This is a genomic window from Photobacterium sp. S4TG1 (assembly GCF_036040035.1).
Classification (GTDB): domain Bacteria; phylum Pseudomonadota; class Gammaproteobacteria; order Enterobacterales; family Vibrionaceae; genus Photobacterium.
This window is the reverse complement of record NZ_JAYXUH010000018.1, coordinates 25,319-52,022: the sequence shown is the minus strand read 5'-3', so window position 1 is coordinate 52,022 and position 26,704 is coordinate 25,319. Positions and strand designations below refer to the sequence as shown.

The 26,704-nt window shown below is 38.6% G+C and carries 24 protein-coding genes; 9 read left to right on the top strand and 15 right to left on the bottom strand.

Annotation, left to right across the window (positions count from 1 at the left end; all coding sequences use genetic code 11):
• Positions 1-8: 8 nt before the first annotated feature.
• From VXS03_RS17040 to VXS03_RS17010, 7 genes are all read right to left on the bottom strand, one after another.
• A complete protein-coding gene (locus VXS03_RS17040; protein ID WP_442957460.1) occupies positions 9-668 on the bottom strand; it encodes an alpha/beta hydrolase in 660 nt (219 codons plus the stop codon).
• A gap of 34 nt (positions 669-702) precedes the next feature.
• Positions 703-1,956: an ABC transporter substrate-binding protein gene (locus tag VXS03_RS17035; RefSeq protein ID WP_327765084.1), complete on the bottom strand. Its 1,254-nt coding sequence runs from the start codon at positions 1,954-1,956 to the stop codon at positions 703-705.
• 13 nt (positions 1,957-1,969) lie between these two features.
• Positions 1,970-3,421, bottom strand: coding sequence for an ATP-binding protein (locus VXS03_RS17030; RefSeq protein ID WP_327765083.1), 1,452 nt, complete (start codon positions 3,419-3,421; stop codon positions 1,970-1,972).
• Positions 3,422-3,498: 77 nt separating this feature from the next.
• Positions 3,499-4,227: a response regulator transcription factor gene (locus VXS03_RS17025; protein WP_327765082.1), complete on the bottom strand. Its 729-nt coding sequence runs from the start codon at positions 4,225-4,227 to the stop codon at positions 3,499-3,501.
• Positions 4,228-4,385: 158 nt separating this feature from the next.
• Positions 4,386-5,594, bottom strand: coding sequence for a quaternary amine ABC transporter ATP-binding protein (locus VXS03_RS17020; RefSeq protein ID WP_327765081.1), 1,209 nt, complete (start codon positions 5,592-5,594; stop codon positions 4,386-4,388).
• Positions 5,591-6,487: an ABC transporter permease gene (locus VXS03_RS17015; RefSeq protein ID WP_327765080.1), complete on the bottom strand. Its 897-nt coding sequence runs from the start codon at positions 6,485-6,487 to the stop codon at positions 5,591-5,593. The genes VXS03_RS17020 and VXS03_RS17015 overlap by 4 nt, the downstream gene beginning before the upstream one ends.
• A gap of 17 nt (positions 6,488-6,504) precedes the next feature.
• Complete coding sequence (locus VXS03_RS17010) at positions 6,505-7,503, bottom strand: ABC transporter substrate-binding protein (protein ID WP_327765079.1); 999 nt, start codon at positions 7,501-7,503, stop codon at positions 6,505-6,507.
• A gap of 249 nt (positions 7,504-7,752) precedes the next feature.
• On the opposite strand from VXS03_RS17010, the gene yidA reads away from it, so the two are divergent.
• A complete protein-coding gene (yidA, locus tag VXS03_RS17005) occupies positions 7,753-8,562 on the top strand; it encodes a sugar-phosphatase (protein WP_327765078.1) in 810 nt (269 codons plus the stop codon).
• Between the two features lie 55 nt (positions 8,563-8,617).
• Here yidA and VXS03_RS17000 read toward each other — a convergent pair whose 3' ends face one another.
• Both VXS03_RS17000 and VXS03_RS16995 read right to left on the bottom strand, forming a co-directional pair.
• Complete coding sequence (locus tag VXS03_RS17000; RefSeq protein WP_327765077.1) at positions 8,618-9,028, bottom strand: YgiW/YdeI family stress tolerance OB fold protein; 411 nt, start codon at positions 9,026-9,028, stop codon at positions 8,618-8,620.
• 138 nt (positions 9,029-9,166) lie between these two features.
• Entirely contained in the window at positions 9,167-9,772 is a 606-nt protein-coding gene (locus tag VXS03_RS16995) for a TetR/AcrR family transcriptional regulator (protein WP_327765076.1), read from the bottom strand.
• Between the two features lie 195 nt (positions 9,773-9,967).
• On the opposite strand from VXS03_RS16995, the gene VXS03_RS16990 reads away from it, so the two are divergent.
• Positions 9,968-11,065, top strand: coding sequence for an efflux RND transporter periplasmic adaptor subunit (locus VXS03_RS16990; RefSeq protein ID WP_327765116.1), 1,098 nt, complete (start codon positions 9,968-9,970; stop codon positions 11,063-11,065).
• 3 nt (positions 11,066-11,068) lie between these two features.
• The gene (locus tag VXS03_RS16985) at positions 11,069-14,122 is read left to right on the top strand and encodes an efflux RND transporter permease subunit (RefSeq protein WP_327765075.1); all 3,054 of its coding nucleotides are present in this window, start codon (positions 11,069-11,071) and stop codon (positions 14,120-14,122) included.
• An 88-nt stretch (positions 14,123-14,210) separates the two neighbouring features.
• On the opposite strand, the gene VXS03_RS16980 is transcribed toward VXS03_RS16985, so the two are convergent.
• The gene (locus VXS03_RS16980; protein ID WP_327765074.1) at positions 14,211-14,786 is read right to left on the bottom strand and encodes a TetR/AcrR family transcriptional regulator; all 576 of its coding nucleotides are present in this window, start codon (positions 14,784-14,786) and stop codon (positions 14,211-14,213) included.
• A gap of 124 nt (positions 14,787-14,910) precedes the next feature.
• Here VXS03_RS16980 and VXS03_RS16975 point away from each other — a divergent pair, with 124 nt between their 5' ends.
• From VXS03_RS16975 to VXS03_RS16950, 6 genes are all read left to right on the top strand, one after another.
• Positions 14,911-15,954: an alkene reductase gene (locus VXS03_RS16975; RefSeq protein ID WP_327765073.1), complete on the top strand. Its 1,044-nt coding sequence runs from the start codon at positions 14,911-14,913 to the stop codon at positions 15,952-15,954.
• 168 nt (positions 15,955-16,122) lie between these two features.
• Entirely contained in the window at positions 16,123-17,004 is an 882-nt protein-coding gene (locus VXS03_RS16970) for a phospholipase A (RefSeq protein ID WP_327765072.1), read from the top strand.
• Positions 17,005-17,270: 266 nt separating this feature from the next.
• Complete coding sequence (locus VXS03_RS16965; RefSeq protein WP_327765071.1) at positions 17,271-17,987, top strand: LuxR family transcriptional regulator; 717 nt, start codon at positions 17,271-17,273, stop codon at positions 17,985-17,987.
• A 100-nt stretch (positions 17,988-18,087) separates the two neighbouring features.
• The gene (locus VXS03_RS16960; RefSeq protein ID WP_327765070.1) at positions 18,088-19,524 is read left to right on the top strand and encodes an amidohydrolase; all 1,437 of its coding nucleotides are present in this window, start codon (positions 18,088-18,090) and stop codon (positions 19,522-19,524) included.
• A gap of 207 nt (positions 19,525-19,731) precedes the next feature.
• Complete coding sequence (locus tag VXS03_RS16955) at positions 19,732-21,657, top strand: RecQ family ATP-dependent DNA helicase (RefSeq protein WP_327765069.1); 1,926 nt, start codon at positions 19,732-19,734, stop codon at positions 21,655-21,657.
• Between the two features lie 126 nt (positions 21,658-21,783).
• Positions 21,784-22,083: a DUF406 family protein gene (locus VXS03_RS16950; protein WP_327765068.1), complete on the top strand. Its 300-nt coding sequence runs from the start codon at positions 21,784-21,786 to the stop codon at positions 22,081-22,083.
• Positions 22,084-22,194: 111 nt separating this feature from the next.
• Here the strand turns inward: VXS03_RS16950 and VXS03_RS16945 are convergent, their stop codons facing one another.
• The 5 genes from VXS03_RS16945 to VXS03_RS16925 all read right to left on the bottom strand — a co-directional run bounded on the left by VXS03_RS16945 (position 22,195) and on the right by VXS03_RS16925 (position 26,676).
• Positions 22,195-22,491: a DUF1496 domain-containing protein gene (locus VXS03_RS16945; RefSeq protein WP_327765067.1), complete on the bottom strand. Its 297-nt coding sequence runs from the start codon at positions 22,489-22,491 to the stop codon at positions 22,195-22,197.
• 64 nt (positions 22,492-22,555) lie between these two features.
• Positions 22,556-22,960, bottom strand: coding sequence for a DUF4332 domain-containing protein (locus VXS03_RS16940; RefSeq protein WP_327765066.1), 405 nt, complete (start codon positions 22,958-22,960; stop codon positions 22,556-22,558).
• A 190-nt stretch (positions 22,961-23,150) separates the two neighbouring features.
• Positions 23,151-24,932, bottom strand: a complete 1,782-nt coding sequence (phaC, locus tag VXS03_RS16935; protein WP_327765065.1) for a class I poly(R)-hydroxyalkanoic acid synthase — start codon at positions 24,930-24,932, stop codon at positions 23,151-23,153.
• Between the two features lie 117 nt (positions 24,933-25,049).
• On the bottom strand, positions 25,050-25,400 hold the full coding sequence (locus VXS03_RS16930) for a phasin family protein (protein ID WP_327765064.1): 351 nt from the start codon (positions 25,398-25,400) through the stop codon (positions 25,050-25,052).
• A gap of 70 nt (positions 25,401-25,470) precedes the next feature.
• Positions 25,471-26,676: an acetyl-CoA C-acetyltransferase gene (locus tag VXS03_RS16925; protein ID WP_327765063.1), complete on the bottom strand. Its 1,206-nt coding sequence runs from the start codon at positions 26,674-26,676 to the stop codon at positions 25,471-25,473.
• Between the last annotated feature and the right edge of the window lie 28 nt (positions 26,677-26,704).

Sequence of the window (26,704 nt, the reverse complement as noted above, 5' to 3'; positions counted from 1 at the left end):
TCCATTTTCTACCCTAAACGTGCGTAAATCCATTGCGCAATATCTTTAATTTGGGGCATACATACTTGATGTTCCATTGAATATGTTCGCCATTGCGGTTGATACCCAGCAGCAATTAGATCATCACGCGCCATTTCTCCAAGTTTTGGTACCACGACAGGATCATAACTACCATGCATGATCTCAATAGGAAGCAGGCGGTTTGACTCACTGTATTGAATAATATTCGCTGTCGGAAAATACGTTGATAACGCAAGTAACCCTGCTAACGGTTTAGAATAGCTTAGCGCAGCATGATAGACCACAGCGCCACCTTGAGAGAACCCAGCCAAAATAATTCGCTCAGAGGCAATGCCGCGATTGATCTCTCGATCAATTAAATTCATCACACCTTGTGCAGAATCAATAAGTTGATCTATGTTGAGTTTGCGAGCTACATCCAATGAAATAATGTCATACCATGCAGGCATTACAGCGCCACCATTAATGGTAACAGGGATAGAAGCTGCATGAGGAAAAATGAAACGTATTGGCATATCAGTAGGTAACTGTAACTCTGGTAACAATGCTTCAAAATCATGGCCATTAGAGCCTAAACCATGCAACCAGATAACACTTGCTGTCGCCTCAACGGTAGGTTCTACTTCAACACAAGGTAAATAGGTTATATTCATGTTCTTATCCTTATATAAACCTTTGTCACTATATCGCTGATTTTATTGCTCGCGCAAGTCGTGATGCCGCTAATTTTGGATTAGGATTTTTCTGATCAAAAAATTCACTCACTACATCAACAATAGCGGATTGAACATCGGCTGTCGTGGCCAAATTTTGTGAAAAACTCGGTACTAAATCCCCAGATAATGATGCTTGCTTAAAAGCTTTCATCGAATCTAACGCACATTGATCAAACGCTGACATATCCATATCTAATCGAACTGGAATTGAACCTTTATTAAGATTAAATATATTTTGAAAAGATGGTGTTAACAATGTTTTAGCCAAATCATGTTGCGCAATATTGTCGGCTTCTGTGCCTTTTAGTTTAAAAAAAGCCAAACTATCAATGTTAAACGTAAACTGATGCTGAGTACCTGGTGCTGGTACACACAAATAATCTTTTCCCGGTACGTCACCTACTTGAGCAAATTCGCCTTTTGCCCAATCTCCCATAAATTGCATCGCTGCTTGACCATCAATGACCATTTCAGTTGCAGAATTCCAGTGACGTCCACTTGCTTGAGGATCAATATAAGCCTTCATTCGTTTAAACTGTTGAAAGACTTCTACCATCTTATCGCTGTTAATAACCGCCATATCTAGATCAACAAAAGCCTTACGGTAATCTGCTGAACCTAATACCGCTAACGCAATACTTTCAAATAAAGTGGCATCTTGCCAAGGCTGACCACCATGCGCTAAGGCAATAAAACCAGCAACTTTAATTTTATCTGCTGCCTCAAAAAACTCAACTAAGGTTGTTGGTACAGTCGCACCTGCAGCTTTAAATACTTTAGGATTAACCCACAACCAATTAACGCGATGGACATTAATAGGGACGGCCACATAATGGTTATTATATTTCATGATATTCGCAACGACAGGCGGGAGTACATTATCCCAATGTTCTTGCTGAGCAACATCATCTAATGAGGTAAGAAAACCTAATCGCCCCCATTCTTGAATATCATGGCCTTTTAATTGCGCTGCCGTTGGTGGGTTACCTGACACCGCTCGCATTTTCAAAACGGTCATTGCACTTTCACCACCGCCACCAGCAACCGCAAAATCTTTCCAACTATGATGTTGTTGTTCCATCATTTGCTTGAGCACTTTAACTGATTTAGCTTCACCACTTGAGGTCCACCAATGCAATACTTCAACTTGTCCCGATGCATGCGATAATGTTGCTGGCAGCCAAGTTGCTAAAGCTAATATCAAATACCTTAGTTTCATGCTTTCTATTTCCTTAAGCTAATGCAACGGGCAAGACGCGAGGTAACACCACCACGACAATTAACCCCTGTGTTAGACCATTTTTGATAATCAGCTTACCGCCATGAGCGTGGATAATATTACGTGCGATTCCCATTCCTAAGCCATGCCCATCAGCATCCGTCGCTAGGCGAAAATAAGGTTCAAACACTGCCGACAATGACGATTCAGGAATCCCCTTACCTTGATCAGTGATTGTCATTATTATCTTATCTGGCTTGTCAATCACGGCGACGGTCACTTTATAACCATATTTGACCCCATTATCAATTAGGTTACTTAAACAACGTTTTAACCCTAATTCTTTACCCATGATTGGTGCTATGGTCAATGTTGGTAAGGTAACTTTCATATCTCGATGATTATGGCGCTCAGCAATACTCGCTAACAGTAAATTCACATCTATAGGGACAATATTTTCATGTAAATCCGTGTCTTTAACACATTGTAAAGCCCCTTTCACCATCATCTCTAATTCATCAAGATCATGATTAAATTTATCTATTTTTTTATCATCATCAATAAGTTCAACCCGCAGCCGTAATCGAGTAATGGGAGTCTTTAAATCATGAGAAATTGATGAGAATAATTGTTCTCGATCTTCGATATAGCGTCGTAAACGCAGCTGCATACGATTAAATGCTTGTGTTGCCATCACCAGTTCCGTCGCCCCTTCTTCTTTAAGTGGCGGTTGATAAATATCTAAACTTAGTGCGTTAGCAGCATCTGCTAATTGTTTTAATGGCTTGGTTTGACGTCGAACCATGATATAGGTAAATACCAATAATAAACCGGTAATAAACACCAAAAATAGCATTTGTTGGCGAGTGATCACTTCGTATCTTAAATTCATATAAGGTGCAGGTAATAACGCTGCAATATAAAGCCATTGATCTTTTTCTAATTCAATCTGTACCACTAAAATAGGAGGATTTAATGGCTCTAAACTCAAAGTATTATGTACCCACGATCGTGGTAAGTCGCTCAATAAAATATCATTTTTAAGAACGTGCAATGTTTCCGGTCGAGAGAACTCAACTTTTATTGTTGGTAGCCGTGATAATTTTTGATGTAGGACTTTCTCAATTACTGAAATAGCCATTTGCTTTTGTTCTGAATTTGCAATTGGATCAATACGAATTTCTTCATCATTAAAAGAAACAAAAAAACGGGTTCCGCCCATATTACGTAGCTGATCTAAAACAATATGACGATATTGCATCGGCAATGATTGGAAAAAGGTCACCGTTGAGGCAAACATTGTTGCCATGCTTGCTGATGTCGATTGCAAGCCATCCAAATCTCGTTGTTTTGATTGGCTATACCAAATACCCGTTGCAATTACTTGTGCCAAAAATACAGCTAATAATGTTAGCCATAATGTTCTCGAAACCAATGATTTCGGGTACAACACTTTCCAATTCATTGACCATTATCCATATAGTAAAAAAGTGTGATGCTCATACAAGCGATCACACTTTATCCAACGTCATTCTTATTATCTTATGCGTCTTCGTAGGTCACATCGGCAGTAAAGATATAGCCATTACCACGACTGGTTCTGATTAAACGCTGAGTACGACCTTTATCGCCTAATCGTTGGCGTAAACGACTTAAAGCGACATCAATACCACGTTCTGAAGGCAACGTATCTCGCCCTCGCGTTGCATAAGAAATGGTATCTCTATCAAGGATTTCTTGTGGCCGAGATAGAAATAGCATCAATAACGTATAATCACCACCAGTTAACTCAAACTCTTGTTTTTTATCAAGATCAAATAAACAATGGGTTGTAGTATCAAGACGCCAATGAGCAAAACGAATAAATCGAGCTTCCGCTAATGGTTGCACGCTTTCTGTTGGTTTAATGCGTCTTAATAGTGCTTTAATTCGAGCTAATAACTGCCGAGGACTGAACGGTTTAGCAATATAATCATCAGCACCAATTTCAAGACCAATGATTTGATCCATTTCATCAGACACGGCAGTTAACATAATAATAGGTACATTTGAATTTTTACGAATATATTGGCATAACGTAAAACCATCATCACCAGGCATCATAACGTCAAGTAAAATCAAATCAGGGTAACCCGCAGCTAAACGCCGCTTCATTTCTTCGCCTTCAGCCGCAGTAATGACATCAAACCCATTTTTAGTTAAATACTCATCTAATAATTCACGGATTTCTTGGTCATCATCAACAACAAGTACTGTTTTAGTTGCCCCCATTTTACTCATCCTTACAAAGTAGAAAGCGTATTTAAACTGATGTTTATAACTTCGCATTCTATAACAAGTAAGCAAAATGCTTCAATACTGAATAAAATTCTCGTGTGATCTAGCTATCACTAAGTATATTCATGGCGATATAAAGAAGAAAGTGAAGATTATTTAGATGGTGCTTGATCGCTTAATGCTTCCGCTAATGTCGCACGAGACAATCGTCCAGTAACGTCACCAACATCATTAATCACCGGCAAAGGGTGCTCACTATCAAGTGTTTCAGGGATCACAGTTTCAAGTAAAGCGTCAGTTGCTATCGCAGGTACATCCTCTAACATCGATAAATCAATGGCTTTACTATAGTCAGAGACATTTACATCTTCTAACGTTTGCTGAGTAATCACACCTTGATAGCCTTCATCATCGATAAAATAGCCGTAATCATCTTTTGCGTTACGCATTTCAGCAACCGCTTCACCAATAGTTTCAGATGAAATTCTTACACCTTGCGGTTTCATCACAGTAGCAACAGTTAACGCACGAGCACGATTAACGTCTTTGACAAACGCTTCAACATAATCATCAGCAGGATGAAGTAAAATATCAACCGGTTTACCTTGTTGAATTAATTTACCATCGCGTAAAATAGCAATACGGTCACCTAAGCGAAGAGCTTCATCAAGATCGTGAGTAATAAATATAATTGTCTTATGAAGTTTTTCTTGTAATTCAATCAGTTGATCTTGCATTTCACTTCTAATAAGTGGGTCTAATGCAGAAAAAGCCTCATCCATTAACAATACTTCAGCATTCGTACATAATGCACGGGCCAATCCAACTCGTTGTTGCTGTCCTCCAGACAAATTAGCAGGGTAACTCTGCTCATACCCCATCAATCCAACCGTCGTTAACCATTGCTGTGCTTGCTGTTGCCACTGCGCTGCTTTAACGCCTTGCACCTGTAAACCATAGCCGACATTTTGTAATACCGTTCTATGAGGCATTAAACCAAACCGCTGAAACACCATCGACATTTTATGGCGACGAAAATCCTGTAATTGCTTGGCGTTTAAGGTCATCACATCTGTATTTTCTATCGTAATACTGCCTTCAGTCGGTTCAATTAATCGATTGAAATGGCGTATTAATGTCGACTTTCCTGAACCAGATAGACCCATAATGACAAAAATCTCACCAGGATAAATATTCAAGTTAATATCACTTAGGCCCACGGTATGACCTGTTTCAGCTAAAATAGCGTCTTTAGATTCTCCCGCTTTTACTTTTTTGAGAACTTGTTTATCTTTGGGACCAAAGATCTTGTACAGATTTTTAACTTGAATACACGGAGTACTACGCTGTTCATGACTCATTTGGGTGTCCCCCCTAAATGCTGCTGGCTCCGTTGAGCATAACTTTGAGAGATACGATCAAAAATAATCGCTAATGCCACAATCGCTAATCCATTTAGCAATCCTAAAGTGAAATATTGATTGGTAATGGATTTAAGAACAGGTTGCCCTAACCCTTTGACACCAATCATTGATGCAATCACAACCATTGCTAGCGCCATCATGATGGTTTGATTAATTCCAGCCATAATATTTGGCATAGCTAACGGTATTTGCACTCCAAATAGACGTTGCATTGGGCTTGCACCATAAGCCGTTGCCGCCTCTAAAACTTCTTCGTCCACTAAACGAATACCTAAATTAGTTAAACGAATAACCGGTGGAACCGCATAAATCACCACCGCAATCACTCCTGGAATCTTACCGATACCGAGTAACATCACCACAGGAATAAGGTAGACAAACGCGGGCATGGTTTGCATTACATCAAGTAATGGCGTCACGATACGCTGAATGCGATCAGATCTTGCCATCGCGATGCCTGTTGGTATCCCTATCGCGATGGCGACCAAAGTGGAGACTAAAATAATACTCATGGTGCGCATGGTATTATCCCACATTCCAAAAACACCAATCAGAACAAAAGAAATTACAACCCCAAGTGACAACTTCCAAGAGCGGCTGGCCATATAAGCTATCGCTGCTAATACAGCAATCACTAGCCACCATGGAGTTGCAAGCAACAGTTTTTCAAACCAAATTAAAAAAGCCAGTAAAGGATCAAAAAAGCCCTCAATGGTATCGCCATATTCGCGAGAAAATGCACGATAACTGCCATCTAATGTTTTTCTTATCTCAACTAACTGTGCTCGTTCAAGTTGAGGAAATTCTGTTAACCATGAATCATTTGACATAAGTATCATCCATTTACTTATAAATCTTTCAATGCGCCTTTCACTTTCTTGGCAACATCCGTTGATACCCATGGCGTCCAAATATCTTCATGGTTCGTTAAAAACTCTACCATTACTGCTTCACCATCGGCCTGATTATCTTCCATCCATGCCAATAACCCATTCATTTCAGCATTCGTAAATGATCGTGCAGAAAGGTATTTAACAGCAGCACTTGAGCGTTCAGCAAACGATGTTGTGATAACAGTATCGACCGCTGAAGGTGGGTACATGGTTACTTTAGGATCGGTACACTCAGGATTAGTAATACACGATGAAAAGTATTTCGCATCAACCCCTGAACCAAAATCAACTTTAACCATTTTATATTTACCTAGCACAGCTGTTGGTGCCCAGTAGTAACCAAACCAAGGTTGCTGACGCTCGTAAGCTTTTGCGATTGAACCTGACAAACCGGCACCAGAACCTGGATCAATTAAATCAAATTCAAATTTTGCCAAATCAAGTGCGGTAAATAAATTACCCGCTGATATTTGGCAGTTCCATCCCGCAGGACAGCCGTAAAATGCTGATTTTTCAGGATCTTCAGGATGGAAAAATAACTTCGCATGCTTTTTTATACCTGCAATAGTCGCTAATTCAGGTATTTTTTTGACCATATATTCAGGGACCCAGAACCCTTCTTCACCACCATCTGAAAATGTCGGCCCTGCAAATTTTAACCGCCCTTCTTTCACACCACGATCTAGGGCACTTTTTAATGAGTTGCTCCACATTTCAGGTGCGATATCAGGTTCACCTTTCTCGATCATAGACGTTCCGGTTGGCATAGTATCACCCGGTACTAAGTCAGTATCACACCCATAACCGTGCTGTAGAATAAAGCTATCAACATTTGCAATTAAAGTAGCGGAATTCCAATTCATATCAGCAATCGTTACTTTGCCACATTCTTCTGCATTTATTTGTGTTGAAAAACCTACCGTGAACAAAGACGCTATAAATAACTTATACATAAATAATTTCCCTTTATTTATTGACTGTCAAACACACATAATACTTAGTAGTCTAAACAATTAATCACATCACCACAAAGAAATTAAACAAATAAATCACAAATTTAAAACAATACAACAACCATAATCCTTTACTTATTACGTAAAGAACTAACCATTTTAGCCAAATATAAATACGACTTTTTATCGTTTTTATAGCTAATTTTGCTTATTATGAGACCAGTATTTTATTAGTAATGGACAATAACAATGTACAAATTAGTTGCACTCGATATGGATGGCACCTTACTTAGTTCAGACGGCACAATTTCAGCACATAATAAGCAAGCGATTGCAGCCGCACGTGAACAAGGAACCTATGTTGTATTAGCATCAGGCCGTCCCATTGAAGGAATGACATGGGCTTTAAAAGAGCTCAATATGAATAGCGACAATGATTTTGTACTGTCATATAACGCGTCTCTAGTACAACGCGTAGCAAGCCAAGAAGTGGTAAGAAGCCAAACTTTAATTGGTAGTGATGCTAAAGCCATTGCCGCGATCGCTCATGATCTTGGTGTTCATGTCCATGCTTTTTCTCGTCGCCAGGGCTTAATTACACCAGCACATAACTATTACACGGATCATGAAGCTAAAATTAATGGTTTAACTATCACACTCGCTGATTTTTCTGAGTTAGATGATAATGAAGAAATCATGAAAGTAATGATCATTGATGAAGAAGATCGCCTTGAAGCGGCAATTGCACAATTACCCGCAACGCTATATCAACAATATACAATTGTAAGAAGTGCACCTTTCTTCCTTGAATTTATGCACACCAATAGTAATAAAGGTGTTGGTGTTAAAGCATTAGCTGATTTCTTAAATATCAAACAAGATGAAGTGATTGCAATGGGTGATGCTGGTAATGATCACCACATGATTGAATTTGCAGGTTTAGGTGTGGCGATGGGTAATGCTACTGAAGCAACAAAAGCAATCGCAAACTATATTACGGACACAAACAATAATAGTGGTGTTGCACAAGTTATTGAAAAATTTATTCTCAATGCTTAAAAACACCATTAAAAAAAGCCAGTAATACTGGCTTTTTTGTTATCACAATTACAAATTATTTCGCTAATGAAACCGTATCAACATCAATAGTACGTACAGTCCAATCTTTATCTATCTCACCACGAATAGTAATTTTTGTGGTTGGTGTGACGGTAATACCATGCCAATCGTCGTGATCAATCTCGATTTTTATCTCGCCAGATTCATCTTTAAACATGTAATCGTCTTTACCAATCGAAGAGACAATATGGCCAGTAAGCTCCACTGCCGCATTGTCGTCTGCATGTAATGCTGCTTTTACTGTATTAAGAACAGGAATAGCACTTGGGCCTTTAAAGCCACCTTGAACCTGAGTAAGTGGTGCCGCTTCATGTGGTACACTAAAACCACCTTGCGTTGATTGCGGCGCAGCCATTACTGACATTGATGAAAACACAAGAACGGAAGCTGCAAGTAATTTTTTCATTTGTCTATATTCCACAGGGTTATTCAATGAGATGATAATATCTCACACACATATGATATATGAATTATAACGCTAGGGAATTAAATTCAACAAGGTTATTTTTTAATCGCTATCATCGTTGAATTTTCATAAAATAGATTATGGTAATTCTTTAATCATATGCGATGCTAAAAAGACTGACACTATTGTTTCAATATTATCTGCTAGTGCTTTACCTTCACTATTAGGGGCTAAATTCATTACTTGAGGCCAAAAAAGAAGCCCTTGAAATAAACTAATATAAATATTTGTTAACAACATGACATTTTTATCAACGATACAACCTGCTGCAATCGCTTGCTGAAACCAATCTGTAATCGCTTTTGTACTGTATAAATCTTTAACTAAATTTAAGGCTAATTCTGGCTGCCGTAAAAATTCCATCACAATTGTACGAGACAACGGAATACCATAAGTTGAATACAAAACATCTGCTTCACGACAAGTAATGGCCGTTAATTGCTCAGTTAATGTTTTGGTTGGATCAAAGTCATACTTAACATTCTCAGCCACAGACTCCTGAATAATGGTCAAGACTGAAACAAATAACACTTCTTTACTCTCAAAATGACGATATAGCGTTCGTTTAGACACCGCCGCTTCGGTTGAGATACGATCCATATTTGATGCTAAAAAACCATGCGTTATGAATTCCTCTTTAGCCGCTTCAATAATTGCTAAGTGCTTACGTTCCGTTTGCTTCATCCTTCAGAGATTCCTCGTAATATTTTTATTTCACTTTATGAGTACAGTCTAACAATCTGAAACAAAAAAGTACACTGAGTAGTTTACAACTTTGTTTTTATCACTAAAATGCACATTAAGTTTGCTTCTTTGTAGCAACAACAATGATTAATCAATTTAATGATAGTGGAGAGCACGGTGAAAAACCATTCAGCAATGTCCAATGTGACATCGTTAACAATTAATAAACTAGCGATGGCCGTGAGTTTATCTTTAGCGGTAGTGCTGTTGTCAGGATGTGACAGTCAAAAAGAAACACCTGTTGCCGCACCTATCATTAATCTCGCATTAACTGAAATAGTAATGCCAAAAGCAAACACCAATTTAAGCTTTAATGGGGTCATTCGCTCGGCTGAACGCGCAGATTTATCATTTCAAGTCAGTGGTCGTGTTAGCCATATTTTTGTAAATGAAGGCGATAAAGTACATAAAGGTCAACTATTAGCTAAGTTAGATCCTAAAGATGCTCAAACCGCGTTTTCAGCGGCACAGCTAGAATTAAATAACACTAAAAAAGATTATTTACGCGGCAAATCAATTTATGAAAACTCGCAGGCGATTGCAAAAAGTGACCTTGATAAACTTCTAAAGCGTTACGATTTAGCCCAAAATCGCCTAGAAGAAACAAAAAATCAGCTCGCTTATACACAATTAAAAGCACCTTTTTCAGGTATTATTGGTCGCAAATTAATTGATAATCACATTCAAATTCAAGCAAATAGTTCAGTATTAACGCTCCATAACCTTGATAATTTAGAAGTCGTGGTAAACATACCTGACATTGTAATGTTGTCAGGTATGCAATGTGATAAAGCCAATGCCGAAATCAATAATATTCCAGGCTATTTATTGCCATTAAGCTTAAGAACTTACTCCACTCAAGCTGATCCAATTACACAAACATTCTCAGTAGTATTAGGTCTAGATGATCTCAAAGGTCTTAATATATTACCAGGAATGACCGTTAAAGTGACGCCAAGCTTAACTGAGTGTCCAGAGGAAAATAATAATCCGTTGACCGTACCACTAACGGCTGTCGTACCTGACAATAAAAATAAACAATTTGTCTGGGTTGTTGGCAGTAATAACATTGTAGAAAAGCGCTATATCAAAGTAGGTACAATCAATAAAAACTGCATTACGGTACCTTCAGGTTTGAAAGCAGGTGAACGTGTTGTTATTGCTGGCGTATCAAAACTAAAGAATGGTATGGAAGTTCGCCCATACACAGACACAACTCAAAACGGAGTGTAATAAATGGATATCGCTCGCTATACCATAGCCAAGCGCACCAGTGTTTGGGTAATGATTGCTTTAATTTTAATTGGTGGCTACATCAGCTACCTAAAATTAGGCCGCTTTGAAGATCCTGAATTTGTTATTCGCCAAGCCGTTATTATTACGCCTTACGCGGGAGCAACGGCTCAGGAAGTGTCTGATGAAGTCACCGATATTATTGAAGGTGCTGTTCAATCGTTACAGGAATTGAAAGAAGTTAAATCAGTTTCTAAACAGGGCATGTCTGAAGTTACTGTCGAAATTAAGCTTGAATTTGCTAAAAGTCAGGGTGATCTTCAGCAAGTTTGGGATAAGTTACGTCGAAAAGTCAATGATGCGCAACGCTCACTACCGCCAGGAGCTGGTCCTTCAATCGTTAATGATGATTTCTCTGATGTTTATGCCTTATTCTTTGCTGTGACAGGTGAAGGCTTCTCTGACAAACAACTGTCTGATTATGTCGATAGTTTACGCCGTGAGTTAGTACTTGTACCTGGAGTAGCTAAAACAGCGACACTTGCAGAGCAGCAAGAAACTATTTTTGTTGAGTTCACCAGTGAGCGATTAGCTAAATTTGGATTATCGGTTGATAACGTTTTATCCGTCTTACAAAAACAAAATATTGTGACTGTCGCAGGAAGCTTAACCGCTAATGGTATGCGCATTCCGGTAATGCCGACACCAAATGTAGACTCTTTTAATGATTTAAAAAATCTGCAAGTGGGTATCGGTGACAATCACACTGTATTACGTCTAAAAGACATTGCGACGATTAAACGTGGTTATCAAGAACCGGCATCAATGCTAATGCGTTACAACGGCGAACGTGCGATTGGTTTTGGTATTTCAAATGTCACGGGCGGTAACGTTGTTGATATGGGTGATGCTGTGAAAGCACGTATCGCTGAATTAGAAGGCCAGCGCCCTCTTGGCATGGAACTGAATGTCATCTCAATGCAATCAGATTCTGTACGTGATTCAGTAACGAACTTCATTGATAACCTGATTGCGGCAGTTGTCATTGTATTTATCGTGCTTCTGCTCTTTATGGGTATTCGCTCAGGCATCATCATTGGTTTTGTGTTAGTACTCACTGTCGCTGGCACCTTATGTATCATGCTAATAGATGACATTGCGATGCAACGCATCTCTCTTGGTGCACTGATCATTGCTCTAGGAATGCTGGTAGATAACGCTATTGTTGTTACTGATGGTATTTTAGTCCGCTTACAAAATAACGAAGATCGAGAAGTTGTTATTCCTGAAGTTGTTAATGCGACTAAATGGCCATTGCTAGGCGGTACTGTTGTTGGTATTTGCGCATTTAGTGCTATCGGCTTGTCACCATCAGATATGGGTGAATACGCAGGCTCGTTGTTCTGGGTAATTCTTTACTCAATGCTTTTAAGTTGGTTGTTTGCCGTCACAGTAACGCCATTACTGTGTCACCAGTTCCTTAAAGTAAAAGTGAAATCAGGCAATAATAAACCAAGCAAAATCGTTAATGGCTACAAGGGCTTATTATCATGGGTATTATTGCACCGTAAAACAACCGGTTTATTATTAGTTGCTACTCTTGTTGGCGCTATCTGGGGTGTAAAATATGTGCCACCAGGCTTTATGCCTGAGTCACAACGTGCGCAATTTGTCGTTGATGTTTACCTTCCTCAAGGTACTGATATTCAAAATACGGAAGCTGTTGTTGCAAGTATTGAGCAAGACGTAAAAAAGAAACCGGGTATCAGTAATATTTCAAGTTTCATCGGTGGTGGTGGCTTACGTTTCATGCTGACTTACGCACCAGAAGCACGTAACCCAAGCTATGGTCAATTACTGATCGATATCGATGATTACCGTAATATTGCGCCATTATTAGTTGAACTACAAAAAGAGCTCGACCTTAAATACCCTGAAGCATCAATTAAAGTATGGAAATTCATGCTTGGTCGCGGCGGCGGTAAAAAGATTGAAGCTGGATTTAAAGGCCCTGATAGCAAAGTACTACGCGATCTTGCAGAACAAGCTAAGACTATCATGCTTAATGATTCCAATTTGATTGCTGTTCAAGATGATTGGCGTCAACAAGTACCTGTTATTAAGCCGATATATTCAACTGAAAAAGCACAACGTTTTGGGTTAACAAATCAAGAAATAAGCCAAGCTATTGCGCAAACATTAACAGGCCGTAATATTGGTGTTTACCGTGAAGGCAATGACTTAATCCCTATCGTTGTACGTGCGCCTGATAACGAACGTACTCATGAGCGTGCGATTGAGAATACTGAAGTTTACAGCCGCATGGTTAATGGATTAATTCCTGTAAGCCAATTGGTTGAATCAGTGAATGTTGCTTGGGAAGATGCCATCTTACGTCGTATTAACCGTATTCCAACGATTTTAGTTCAAGCAGATCCTGCTCCGGGTGTATTTACTGCGGATGCATTTAATGATCTACGTGGCAAAATTGAAGCAATTGAATTACCACCAGGTTATGAATTGACATGGTATGGTGAATATAAAGCATCAAATGACGCAAATGAAGGTCTTGCTACCTCTGCCCCTTACGGCTTTGCGGCCATGATTTTAGCCGTGATCTTTATGTTTAACGCACTGCGTCAGCCATTAGTGATTTGGTTAACGGTGCCATTTGCTTTAGTGGGTGTAACGGTAGGTTTAGTGATTTTCCAAACGCCATTTGAGTTTATGGCAATTCTGGGCTTCCTAAGCTTAATTGGTATGATGGTAAAAAATGCTATCGTATTGGTAGACCAAACCGATGTCGAAATTGCAGCGGGTAAAACGCCATATCAGGCGATTATTGATTCAGCACTTAGTCGTGCTCGACCAGTATTACTTGGTGCATTTACAACGATTTTAGGCGTGGCGCCATTATTGGTAGACCCATTCTTTAAGAGTATGGCTGTTACCATTATGTTTGGTTTATTATTCGCGACAATCCTAACATTGGTCGTGATTCCACTACTGTATGCGGTATTGTTCCGCGTTAAAGTAGAAGAAACCCCACCTGCATAACTAGCATCACAAAATAAAAGGGAGTGACATCATTGGTGCTCACTCCCTTTTTTATATCCATCAATTACTCGCACCCTTCTCAATGTCATTATTTAATATAATCAATAAGATCTTGTGCTAAACGACGTAAGACGCCAGATTCTGGATGAGTATGCGAAAACGTTCGAATACCATAAATACCCATCACTAGAAATTGTGCTAATTGCTGACTATCGCGGGCATCGCTTATTTCATTATGCTGTTGGGCTAGTGCTAGTTGCTCGGCCAAAGTCTGCTGCCATTGTTTTAGCATATGGCTGATAACATCAGCAACTTCAACATCTTGTTGCGCAAGTTCACTGAGTGATTTTTGCAGTAAACAATCTTTAATCTGCTCACGTTCACACTCATCAACCACCTGATCAAGATAAGCACTGATCGCTCCTAACACTGAAGATGACTCAGCAAACAACGTAACAAACTGCGTATAGCGTTGATTACGGTAATGTTCTAACGCCGCTAATAACAAACCGCGTTTATTTTTAAACGCGCAATAAATAGAGCCAGGATGAAGCCCCGTTGCTTGTTTTAAATCTTGCATGCTGGTGTTGCTATAACCTTTAGCTATAAAAACATCCATTGCCGAGCGTAACACTCGATCACGATCAAATTCAGCACTACGCATAATCACTCTCTTTTGCTTTATCTTCTTCTAGTTTACTTAATATTGAACAATCATTCAAAAAACTCTTGAATGATTGTTCAAACAGGTCTAACTTGAATGAGCATTCAAATAAGAGATAACAATCATGCTCGACACTCTATTTCACCCCGTTGTACTTAACGATACGCTAACACTCAATAACCGTATTATCATGGCACCGTTAACTCGTTGCATGGCTGACGATAATTTAGTCCCAACCCAAGCAATGGTCGACTATTATGCTCGTCGTGCTGATACTGGTCTGATTGTTTCAGAAGCTATTTTAATCCGTGCTGATGGCCAAGGTTATCCGCATACACCAGGATTATTCACCCCAGAACAAATTAATGGCTGGCATAAAGTAACAGATGCTGTTCATAACAATGGTGGTAAGATCTTTGCGCAATTATGGCATACCGGTCGAGTGGCTCATCCATTCTTTTTTAATGGTGAGTATGTACTCGCACCTTCTGCTATTGCGCTAGAGGGAACGTTACCAAGAATGCGAGAGCTAACTTATACCGTCCCTAAGCCAGCAACTAAAACTGAAATTGAACAACTTATTGCAGATTTTAGCCAAGCGGCAGCTAATGCGATTGATGCAGGCTTTGATGGTGTAGAAATTCATGGCGCAAATGGTTATTTGATCGATCAATTTCTACATTTCAGCACTAATGAACGTGATGATGAGTTTGGTGGAACACCACAAAACATGGCGCGTTTCCCGCTTGCCGTTATTGATGCTATTAGCCAGCGTATTGGTCGTGATCGTACTGGTTTACGTTTATCACCAGGGGGTTACTTCAATCTTGAAGGCGATGCACGAGATCGTAAAGTATTTGATTACTTATTACCTGAAGTTGAAAAACGTTGTCTTGCTTATCTACATGTAGGGATTTTTGATGACAGCATGACATTTGATTACCTTGATGGCAGCGCATCTCATTATATGCGAACACATTACAAAGGAACATTAATTGGTGTTGGTTGCTATAGCCCACAAACAGGTAGTGATGCCATTGAAGCGGGAAAATTTGATTTATTAGCGATTGGACGTCCATTAATTGCAAACCCTGACTATGTTAATAAAATACAATCAGGTCAAACACTTACTCCATATAGCGACACCATGCTAGCTGAGCTAATTTGATAGCCTCTTTGCGCCTTAATACTGTGTTGTTAAGGCGTTTATTTTGTTGTTATTCATTATTCAGTTTTAAATTATGAAAAATCATTGTTTGCATTTGTATGGATAGACAAAAGCCCAGTTTAGCTCTTATGATTACAATAGATAAAATAATAATGATAGAAAATAATAATGAACATCAAACCCCAACAGAAAAATCAGAAAATCCTGTTCGCGAGCTTATTTATTGCTACAAGTAGCTATGCTTCATATGCGAATGCTGACACGAATACCTCAGCGTCTTCAACATTAAATAATCCATTAAATTATAGCAGTAGTAATAGCCTACTTTTAGAACAGTATAAAGATAACTTTGTTTTACCTTTTTATTATACTCAATCTCCAAATTACAAAGAATATCAGTCGATTATTCCTGAAGATGGTAAGCTGAGCAAATATAATATCAACTTCCAAATTAGTTTAAAATACCGTTTATTTTCTGGAATTTTAGCTGATAACGACCAATTATATTTTGCTTATACGCAACGTTCAAACTGGCAAGCCTACGCTTCATCTGCATTTTTTAGAGATACAGAATATGAACCATCTGTTTTCTGGACCTTTCCAACCAAAACAACCTATAGCGATGGCTTTCATTATTCAGGCAGTACACTTGGTTTAGTACACCAATCAAATGGCCGTGGTGGCGAACAAGAACGGAGTTGGAACCGTGCCTTTGTTGATATGACATTTAAAAAAGACGCTTTTACCTTTAGTGTAAAGCCTTGGGTACGGCTTGATTTTGGCGCAAAAGATTATAACAAGGACATCAATAACTACCTTGGCTATGGCCGAGTGAGTATGAATTGGAATATTGATGGTAAAAGTATGCTTACATTTACAGTACGAAATGCGCTAGAGAGTGGTTTTTCACGTGGTTATGAAAAAGTAACGCTAAACTTCCCTATTTATAAACGGTTACGTGGTTACTTAATATTTGAAAGTGGCTACGGCATTTCTATTTCAGACTATAATCATTATGACAATGCTGGTGGTATCGGTTTTTCATTTTAATTAATCAATTAAACTTATTTTTATCTCTAGTGTTAAGTAGCATATAAACTATACGCATAAAACAACTAGAGATAAAAACAAAATTCCACCTATATATTACTCACCTTGTTGCTTTAAATATAATAAAACAATATTTCATTTCTTATTTAGTGGTTATTTCTTTACTAGTCGAATATTATATGTTTTTAATAGCATTACTATAAATAGAGATATTTATTCCACCAACGAATATTACTATTGAAATAATTTATTGATAGAACGGCCCTGTGAATATTAATCAATCGACATACTTATCTGTACTTATTCACATGCTATCGTCATCTCCTTATCCGGCAGGGTTAAAAACGAAAGATGGTATTTTTGAATATGCCAATGATGCTTATCGTAACCTTGTTAATGCCCCGCTTGAAATGAAGGGATTAAAGGATAGTGACTTACCATGTGATACCGCTGCATTTAGCGACATTTTTATTGAGCAAGATAAACTATCATTGGCGCACAATAAAACCATAATAACAATAGATGTGCACAACTATGCTAATGGAATAGATGCATATATATTTACCAAACAGCCCGTTATTATTAATGGTGTGCCTTGGGGAATTCAATTTACAGCAAATAAAGTAAAAGATTTAATAAATATGACATCGTTTGTTGAGGTTATTGCTACCGATAAATCTTATTTATCTTTCTGTACAACTCGACCATTAGCGCCGCAGTTAACGCCATCTCAAGAAATTGTCTTATTTTGGTTATTACGAGGACGACAAACAAAACAAATAGCACAGCTTATTCATCGAACGCCCAAGGCTGTTGAAAAGCAAATAGCCAATTTAGTCTCTCGATTTTCTGACTATGGCATTTCTAGCCGCGCAGGATTAATTGAATATGCACGTGGAAATGGTTGGTTATCACTAATACCAGCGCAATTATTTAAGATCCCCATGTCTCTTATTATCAACCATGATGATCATAGCGACTAAGTTCACAAAAACCACAGTAACTTAAGCAAAGGATTGTTTAGTTACATTAATTTGCACTTATAATTCCGCCAATTTTCTCGCTTCTCATCATTGGTTAGTTATGCGCATAAAAATCAGTTTAGTAACAACGTTACTTCTTATTACTGGATGCAGTTCGTTATCATCAGTTGCCCCGCTATCTCAAGCAAGTTTAATCATTAAAAATGGTCAAATCGTCACCATGAATGGTCAAAAACAACTGATCGATAATGGTGTTGTCGTTATCAATAACGATACGATTGTTGCCGTTGGTGACCAAGCATTATTATCTCAATATAACGCCGACCGTATCATTGATGCTCAAAACGGCATTGTGATGCCCGGCATGATCAATACTCATAACCATTTACCAATGATTGCTTTTCGAGGATTAGGTGAAGAAGGTATTGAAAATCGCTTATTTGCTTACTTCTTTCCACTTGAAAGTAAAAAACTCAGCCGTGATTTAATCTATCAAGCCACTCGTCTTGGAGCAATTGACCTTGCACAGAGTGGTGTAACAACCTTTGCTGACATGTACTATCATGTTGATGAAATGGCCAAAGCAACCAAAGAAGTCGGCCTGCGTGCTGTTTTAGGTGAAACGGTGATCAAATTCCCTGTCGTTGATGCCAAACAACCGTATGGAGGACTTGAATACGCCCAAAAATTTATTGCTGAATATAAACATGATCCATTGATCACTCCAGCCTTTGCTCCTCACGCTGCCTATACCGTCTCTAAACAAAAATTACAGCAAATTAATAAACTGTCTAAACAATTAGATGTGCCGGTATTAATCCATGTGGGTGAATTTGGTAATGAAACTGCACGAATTAGTGACAATCCCAAACAACTCAGCCCGGTTGCATGGCTTAAAGATATCGGTGTGCTTGATCAACGAATGGTATTGGCACATGCAATTCATGTTGACCAAACCGATCTCGATCTCATCAAACAATCAGGTGCAGGCATCGCTTATAACCCAATGGCGAACGCCAAAGGTGCGACAGGCATTGCTCCTGCCTGGGAAATGTATCAACAGCGCATTCCAATGGGGTTAGGTACTGATGGACCTATGAGTTCAAACCAAGTCGATTTATGGCGCACACTGAGTTATGCCGCCAATATGCAACGTCTAAAGCATAATGACCGCACGATTATGATTCCAGAACAGGTGATTGAACTTGCGACTATTGGTGGTGCCCGTGCATTGCATATGGAAGATAAAATTGGCTCATTAGAAGTCGGTAAAAAAGCAGATGTTATTATTGTTGAAACACAATCTGCAAACATGATGCCCAATTACAATCCTTATGCCACCTTGGTTTATCAAGCCAATCCAAGTAATGTCAGCACGACAATTGTCAATGGCAATATTGTGATGGAAGAGCGTCAAATGGTACACGTCGATACAGTCGATGTGACTCGTCATATTCGTGATATCGAAGCGAATATTGCAGAATTTGCCAAAGAGTTAGCAAAGAATGCGATTACATCACCAAGTCTGATGAAATAATATAATCTTCACTTAGCTGCAAAAATACAGTATGTAAGGAAGGTGGTCCCTTACATACTCAACAAATTTTAATGTAACAATGAACCCACTGCATTTTAAATGAGAATAACCGCACCAGAAATAACGTAACTTTCGTTGCGCTTTTTATCTTTCCGTAAATCAATACGGTATGATAGCGGCTAATCAATGGTTAGCGGGTATTAAGACATGTATCACCAAACACTTAAAAAATATTTTGGCTTTGATTCTTTACGCTTAGGGCAAGAAGAAGTTATTACCCGTGTACTCAGTGGTCATTCAGCTGCCGCTATATTTCCGACAGGATCTGGAAAATCATTATGTTATCAATTACCTGCAATTGAATTACCTCATCTTACATTAGTCATATCACCATTATTGGCACTAATGAAAGATCAACTCGATTTTTTAGCAATGAAAGGGATTCCTGCGGCTTCTATTGATTCCAGTCAAACTTGGCAACAAACACAGCAAGTCATGCAACAAATTCGTCAAGGCGATATCAAAGTATTAATGATTTCTGTTGAACGATTGAAAAATGAACGCTTTCGTCATTTTATTGGTCAAATTCCAATTTCATTATTAGTCGTCGATGAAGCACACTGTATTTCAGAATGGGGACATAATTTCCGCCCCGATTATCTGAAATTGCCACACTATCAACAAGCCTTAAACATTCCTCAAGTATTATTACTTACGGCAACAGCAACCCCTGCAGTTATTCAAGATATGCAGGATAAATTCGCGATTGCTAAAGACAATATCATTGTGACGGGTTTTTACCGCAATAACCTTGATTTAACCGTATTAGCGGCCGATGAAGACGAGAAAATAGATACCCTTAAATATCAACTTTCTCAACGTAATAATGAACCATCGATTGTCTATGTCACCTTACAACACACAGCAGAGCAAGTGGCTGATGCGCTTACTCGTAGTCACTTTCCAGCCCAAGCTTACCATGCAGGAATGGATGCTGAACGCCGCCAGATTATCCAACAGCAATTCATGAATGGCGAAATCAATTGTATTGTGGCAACCATTGCATTTGGTATGGGAATTGATAAGTCTAATATTCACCAAGTGATTCATTTTGATTTACCCAAATCAATAGAGAATTACAGCCAAGAAATTGGGCGAGCAGGACGTGATGGCGAAATATCACAATGTACTGTTATCGCGAATAAATCAGGGCTCAATGTTTTAGAAAACTTCGTCTTTGGTGATACACCAGATCGTAGTGCCATTGCGTATGTTTTGCATGAAATACAAGCTCAAGATCAGCAATGGGAAATCATGAGTGGCCGTCTATCAAAAGACAGTAACATTCGTTTATTGCCACTAAAAACATTATTAGTCTACCTTGAAATTCGCCAAATAATTGAACCTTTGTTTACTTATTTCGCAGATTATCGCTACAAGATGAATATTTCTCAATCTGAAATAGCCCAGCGTTTTCAAGGCGAACGTCGTCAATTTATTGAAACCATTTTCGCTTGTTCACCCAAAGCACGAGTGTGGCATACATTAGATATGGATGCATTATGGCAAGGTTATCAAGTTGATAGAAAGCGAGTGGTAGCAGCTATTGATTATTTAAATGAACAAGGCTGGATCACCCTTGAAAGTAAACAAATAACCGATGTTTATCGTATCAATCAGCATCAATTTGATATTGAAGTAGAAACAGAAGCGCTACACCAACTATTTCAACAAAAAGAACACAGTGAAATTAACCGTATTGAAAGTATGATTGCTTTTTTTGAAAGTAAAAGCTGCTTAAGTCATAAATTAGCCAGCTACTTCGCCGATCATCATGCACCTAAACAGTGCGGACATTGTTCTGTTTGCCGTGGTAAAACAATTACTCTACCTGCATTACCAACACTACCAGAAATTACCGATCAACAGATAACAATATGGACTGATAGTTTTATTCAACGAAATGACAGTGCACCTTCAATGGCTGCAATCACTCGCTTTTTACATGGCATGAGTACACCTCTCAATAACAAAATAAAAGCAAAACAGCTTGAAGGGTTTGGTGTATTAGAAGCCTATCCTTTTCAACAAACTTTCGACCATATTTGCCGCTTATACCATAGCAACTGTTGAATAATTAACCTTTAATTTGTTTGGTTTAACGCTTTGATAGCTAAAAACTGACTTTTCATATTAATCAATGGCGATCTGGCTCGCATCGATTTAAAATACAAAAACTAACTAATAGGAAGTAAAGTTATGACTACAGAAAAAGAAGAATACCAACCTTGTGATGCTTGTGGTGTTTCAGCTGAAATGGGCTTTATGATTAAAGAACATGATGATGTTGCCGATGTGCATGTATTTGCAAATGGTAAAAAAGCATTAGAATTAGAGCTTGCAAACTACCTAGCGCTAGCAAAACAAGTTAATGCTAACTTTAAAGTAGAAACAACGCCTGTTGATGAAACAAGTACAGAATTAACAGCTCGCATCCAATTTGAATGCAGTGCTGAAAAGTTAATTTTTGAACTTAAAAGCCGCTCTCTAGCGAAATAATTTATCAAACGGGCAAACTCTGCCATTTTGATAATCAATAAAGCCAGTCAACAGCCATATAGTGTAATCAATACACTATACAATCTGATACTGGCTTTATTATTTATTCTCTTATGGTGTTACAGATGTAGGCAAAGACTTGCGTATGACCCATTTTAAAGGGCCGTTTAATTCAATCTCTTGCACCGGACGACATTCCAAGACAATATTGTCTGTAGCAATAATTGCCCCCAACGAATACCCTTTTCCTGCATATAAACAATGACGTTGCGGTAATGTATTTAACTGAAGTTCAGCAACAGGTTGAATGGCTGGTGTATTATCTGTGCTGTATTGCTTGGCATGACTCGTGGCGATAAAACAACTACACCCCATAATAACTAACCATTCTAACGTCAAAAAACGCATAATCTATCCTTATAAGTAACGATTTACACTTGTTACTCATGCCTATTTTTACATACAAGGACCATTAATACTCAATTACTCGAGGGAGTAGTTTTGCTTGTGCTACCCAATCCTCGACAGCAGAAAGTGGCGGTAGTTGACGAACTAAGGATTTAGCCTCATTCACCTCAACCATTTTAGTATGTAAATTATCGGCATTTCGTTGTGCCAGTTCAGGCACAGTATCAACTCCTGAAGATTCTAATAAATCAGCGTACTGAGTACTGATCCCTTTAATACGCGATAAATCAGCACGGTTGAGCCATTTCAAAATAAGTTTACCGCTAATTGCTGTTTTTTCAGCTAGCGTTTTACGGCCGCTAGGTTTTCCGCCTAATGCTAATAGTTGTTCAATGGTGGTTATTTCTATTGTGGCAAACTTTGCCGCGTAAGTTTCACCAATGCCTTCCACACTAACGAGCTTTGTCATAATGACTCCTATTCTTTTTAGTTATTCCTATTTGAAAAATATAGCCAATAAAACTAAAAATACCGCATCAACTGTTAACAAAAAGTAGCCTAAATCAAATTAATCAAAAAAAACATCATTATCATAGCCTTAATAAATGACAGATAAAAAAAAGCCCAGAATAATCTGGGCTTCAAAAATAGTGATGCGATTAAGATTCAGAAAGAGGCAAGACTTGCTTCACGTAATCACCTGGCGCTACATATAATGGCGCGTATGTTTCGCTACCAATTGCTCGTGGAGATACTTGCTCAGCAGGGCTAAATTCTGTTAACCAACCATCCCAGTGCGTCCACCAAGAACCGTCTTCACGAGTGGCACCAGCAAGCCAAACATCTGCATTTTCATCGTTACTATCATTAACCCAGAAGCCGTATTTATTCTTCTGAGGATGGTTCACAATACCTGCAATATGGCCAGATTCACCTAATACAAATGTTGATTTACCGCCTAGTTGCTTAGCACCACGGTATGTACCTTGCCATAAAGCAATATGATCTTCTTGTGTAGATATGAAGTATGTTGGCACTTTAATCTTACTTAAATCAATGTACACACCGCCGACTTTATAACCTTTATTTTCAACTAATTTATTATCTAAATAGAATTGACGTAATAGAGTATTATGGCATTTAGCCGCAACGTTAGTACTATCACCATTCCAATAGAGCAAGTCGAAATCAATTAGACTATTGCCTTTCAGATAGTTATTTACGTAATAATTCCAGTACAAACTATTTTCACGTAATAAGCTGAAAGTAACACTTAACGAACGCCCATCCATATAGCCATTAGCATTATTTTGAGCTTCAATCGCAGTGATAATTGGATCATTAATATAAGCTCCAATTTCACCTGGCTGAGAGAAGTCTAATAATGTGGTAAAGAATGACGCAGACTTAATACGATTACGCATTCGCTTCGCAGCATAATATGCTAGCGCTATTGCCAATAACGTACCACCAATACAGTAACCAACTGTATTAATGTGTTTTTGGCCAGTAATTTCTTCTACTGCATCAACCGCCTTTACAACACCATCTAAGACGTAATTATCAAAATCAACATCTTTCATTGATGCGTCTGGATTACGCCAAGACATCATAAATACGGTATGACCTTGCTCAACAAGCCAGCGAACCATTGAATTATGATCACGCAAATCAAGGATATAGTATTTATTAATAAATGGAGGCACAATCAACAACGGTGTTTTATGTACAGATTCAGTTAGTGGCTTATATTGAATTAATTCAAATAAATCATTTTTAAAAACCACGTCACCTTCAGTGTTTGCGATATTTACACCAAGTTCAAACGCACCATCATTGGTCATTCGAATTTTTAGTACATCAGCACTGCTCTGTAAATCTTCTTGTAACAGTTCCATCCCTTTAATCAAATTTTCACCGTTTGTTTCAACAGTCAATTTGGCTAATTCAGGATTGGTTGTAACAAAGTTTGTCGGTGACAGTGCATTAATGGCTTGACGAGAGAAATAGCCTAAACGTTCTTTCGCTTTGTCATCTACACCTTCAATTGATTCAATTGTTTCACGCATTGTGTTACTGAATAACAAATATGATTGCTTAATATAATTATAAAAAGCTTCATTTTCCCATGCAGGATCACTAAAACGCTTGTCATCTTTTGCAGGCTTAATAAAGGCGCTTTCTGCTGTCGTATTACCGATTGCAACATTCTGCCAAATTTTAACTTGATTTTCCCACCAATCCATTTGGACTTTAGCTAAAGCACCAGGCTGAGCTGCTGCTTTTCCAAAAAATTCAGTGGCATCTTCCAAGTTAACATCATTAAGTGCTTTAGTTACTGGGGTATTCATGGCTGCCTTGCCGGAGTCTAACTCCTTCCACCATAACTGGTTCATATCTTGGAGCTTGGCAAAGTAGTCCGAAAAGAAGTGATTGTTCATAACAAAAACCCTGTACTTGGACTAAGTAATCAGCCATATAATCATCTTATATGGCTGATTGGTATAAGTATCAGACAGTTAGACTATCATTATTAATGTAGCCTAATTTATCGTTACTTAAATGGCAGGTGTTGCTTGTTTAACATTATCAGCAACAAACTCTTCAACTTCTGTTTTAAAGCTTTGTGCTACAGAAGAGAACTTATTGCTATCATCTAAAAGCTGTTGAGAAAGCTTAGTTAGTGTTTCAAGCTGTTGGCCATTAAACGCTGTTAGCGATTGAATATCTTTTACTTCGCTAACGGCTTTAAGTTGCTTCAAGCCAAGCTCGCTGTAAGCACGAACAGCTGACAATTGAAGCTCAGTCAATTGCTCAACATTTTTAGCAAATACTTTGTTGAATTTTGCGTATGGTGCTAGTGTTTTTTCTGTTTGCTCAGAAAAAGATTTAAACATTTCCGTATACATAGAACATTCCTCATTGATAGTAATAAAGTGTGGCTCTATAGGTAGTACCACACTGATTGTATTAGTTTATTTACACTCGTTTTAAAATAACTGCAGTACCCATACCGCCACCTACACATAATGTAGCCATGCCGTATTTATCATCACGACGGCACATTTCATGCAGTAAGCTAACAAGAATACGACTGCCAGATGCACCAAGAGGGTGACCTAGCGCAATTGCACCACCATTTACGTTCGCACGTTCAACTAAATCTTCCACTTTAGTGTCCGTTGCTTTGGCTACTTCATGGAAGACACCTAATGCCTGGCCGGCAAAGGCTTCATTAAATTCAAGAAGATCAATATCTTCAATTGAAAGATTTGCTTTTTCTAATGCTTTAAGTACTGCAGGAACAGGACCTAAGCCCATAATTTCTGGCGCAACACCTGCTTGTGCATAGCTTTCAACTTCAGCTAATGGTGTTAGATTATATTTAGCAACTGCAGCTTCAGAGGCCACAATAATTGCACTAGCACCGTCGTTAATACCTGACGCATTACCCGCAGTTACAGAGCCATCACGGTCAAAAGCTGGACGTAATTTAGCCAGATCTTCAATCGTCGCATTTGCTTTTGGATATTCATCAGTATCAATAACAACAGTCTCACGACGGCTAACTACTTCAACAGGGCAGATTTCAGCAACAAAGCGTCCTTGTTCAATCGCTGCAACGGCTTTTTGCTGGCTAGCTAATGCAAAGTTATCTTGCTGCTCACGTGTTAAACCGACTTTTGCTACCACATTTTCAGCAGTAACACCCATATGGTAATTATTAAAAACATCCGTTAAGCCATCAGCAATCAAAAGATCTGTTAGCTCAAGGTTACCCATTTTTTGTCCATCACGAATCTTAGCTGATGCGCAAAATGGAATTTGGGACATGTTTTCAGCACCCGCAGCAACGACAAGATCGGCATCACCCGCTTTAATATGTGCAGCAGCATCCATCAATGCTTTCATGCCACTACCACAAACCATGTTGAGCGAGTAAGCTGGCACTTCATTTGGCAAACCAGCATAAATAGCCGCTTGACGACCGGGTCCCATACCTTGGCCAGCACCAACAACATTACCTAAAATAACTTCATCAATCGCATCAACAGGCACATTGATTTGTGCTAATGCGCCTTTAATTGCAACCGCACCAAGCTGTGCTGCAGAAACTGATTTTAACGCACCATTAAAACTACCGATTGGGGTACGTTTTGCAGCGACAATGTATACCTTAGCCATATTTTGCATCCTTTCTATAATATGATTT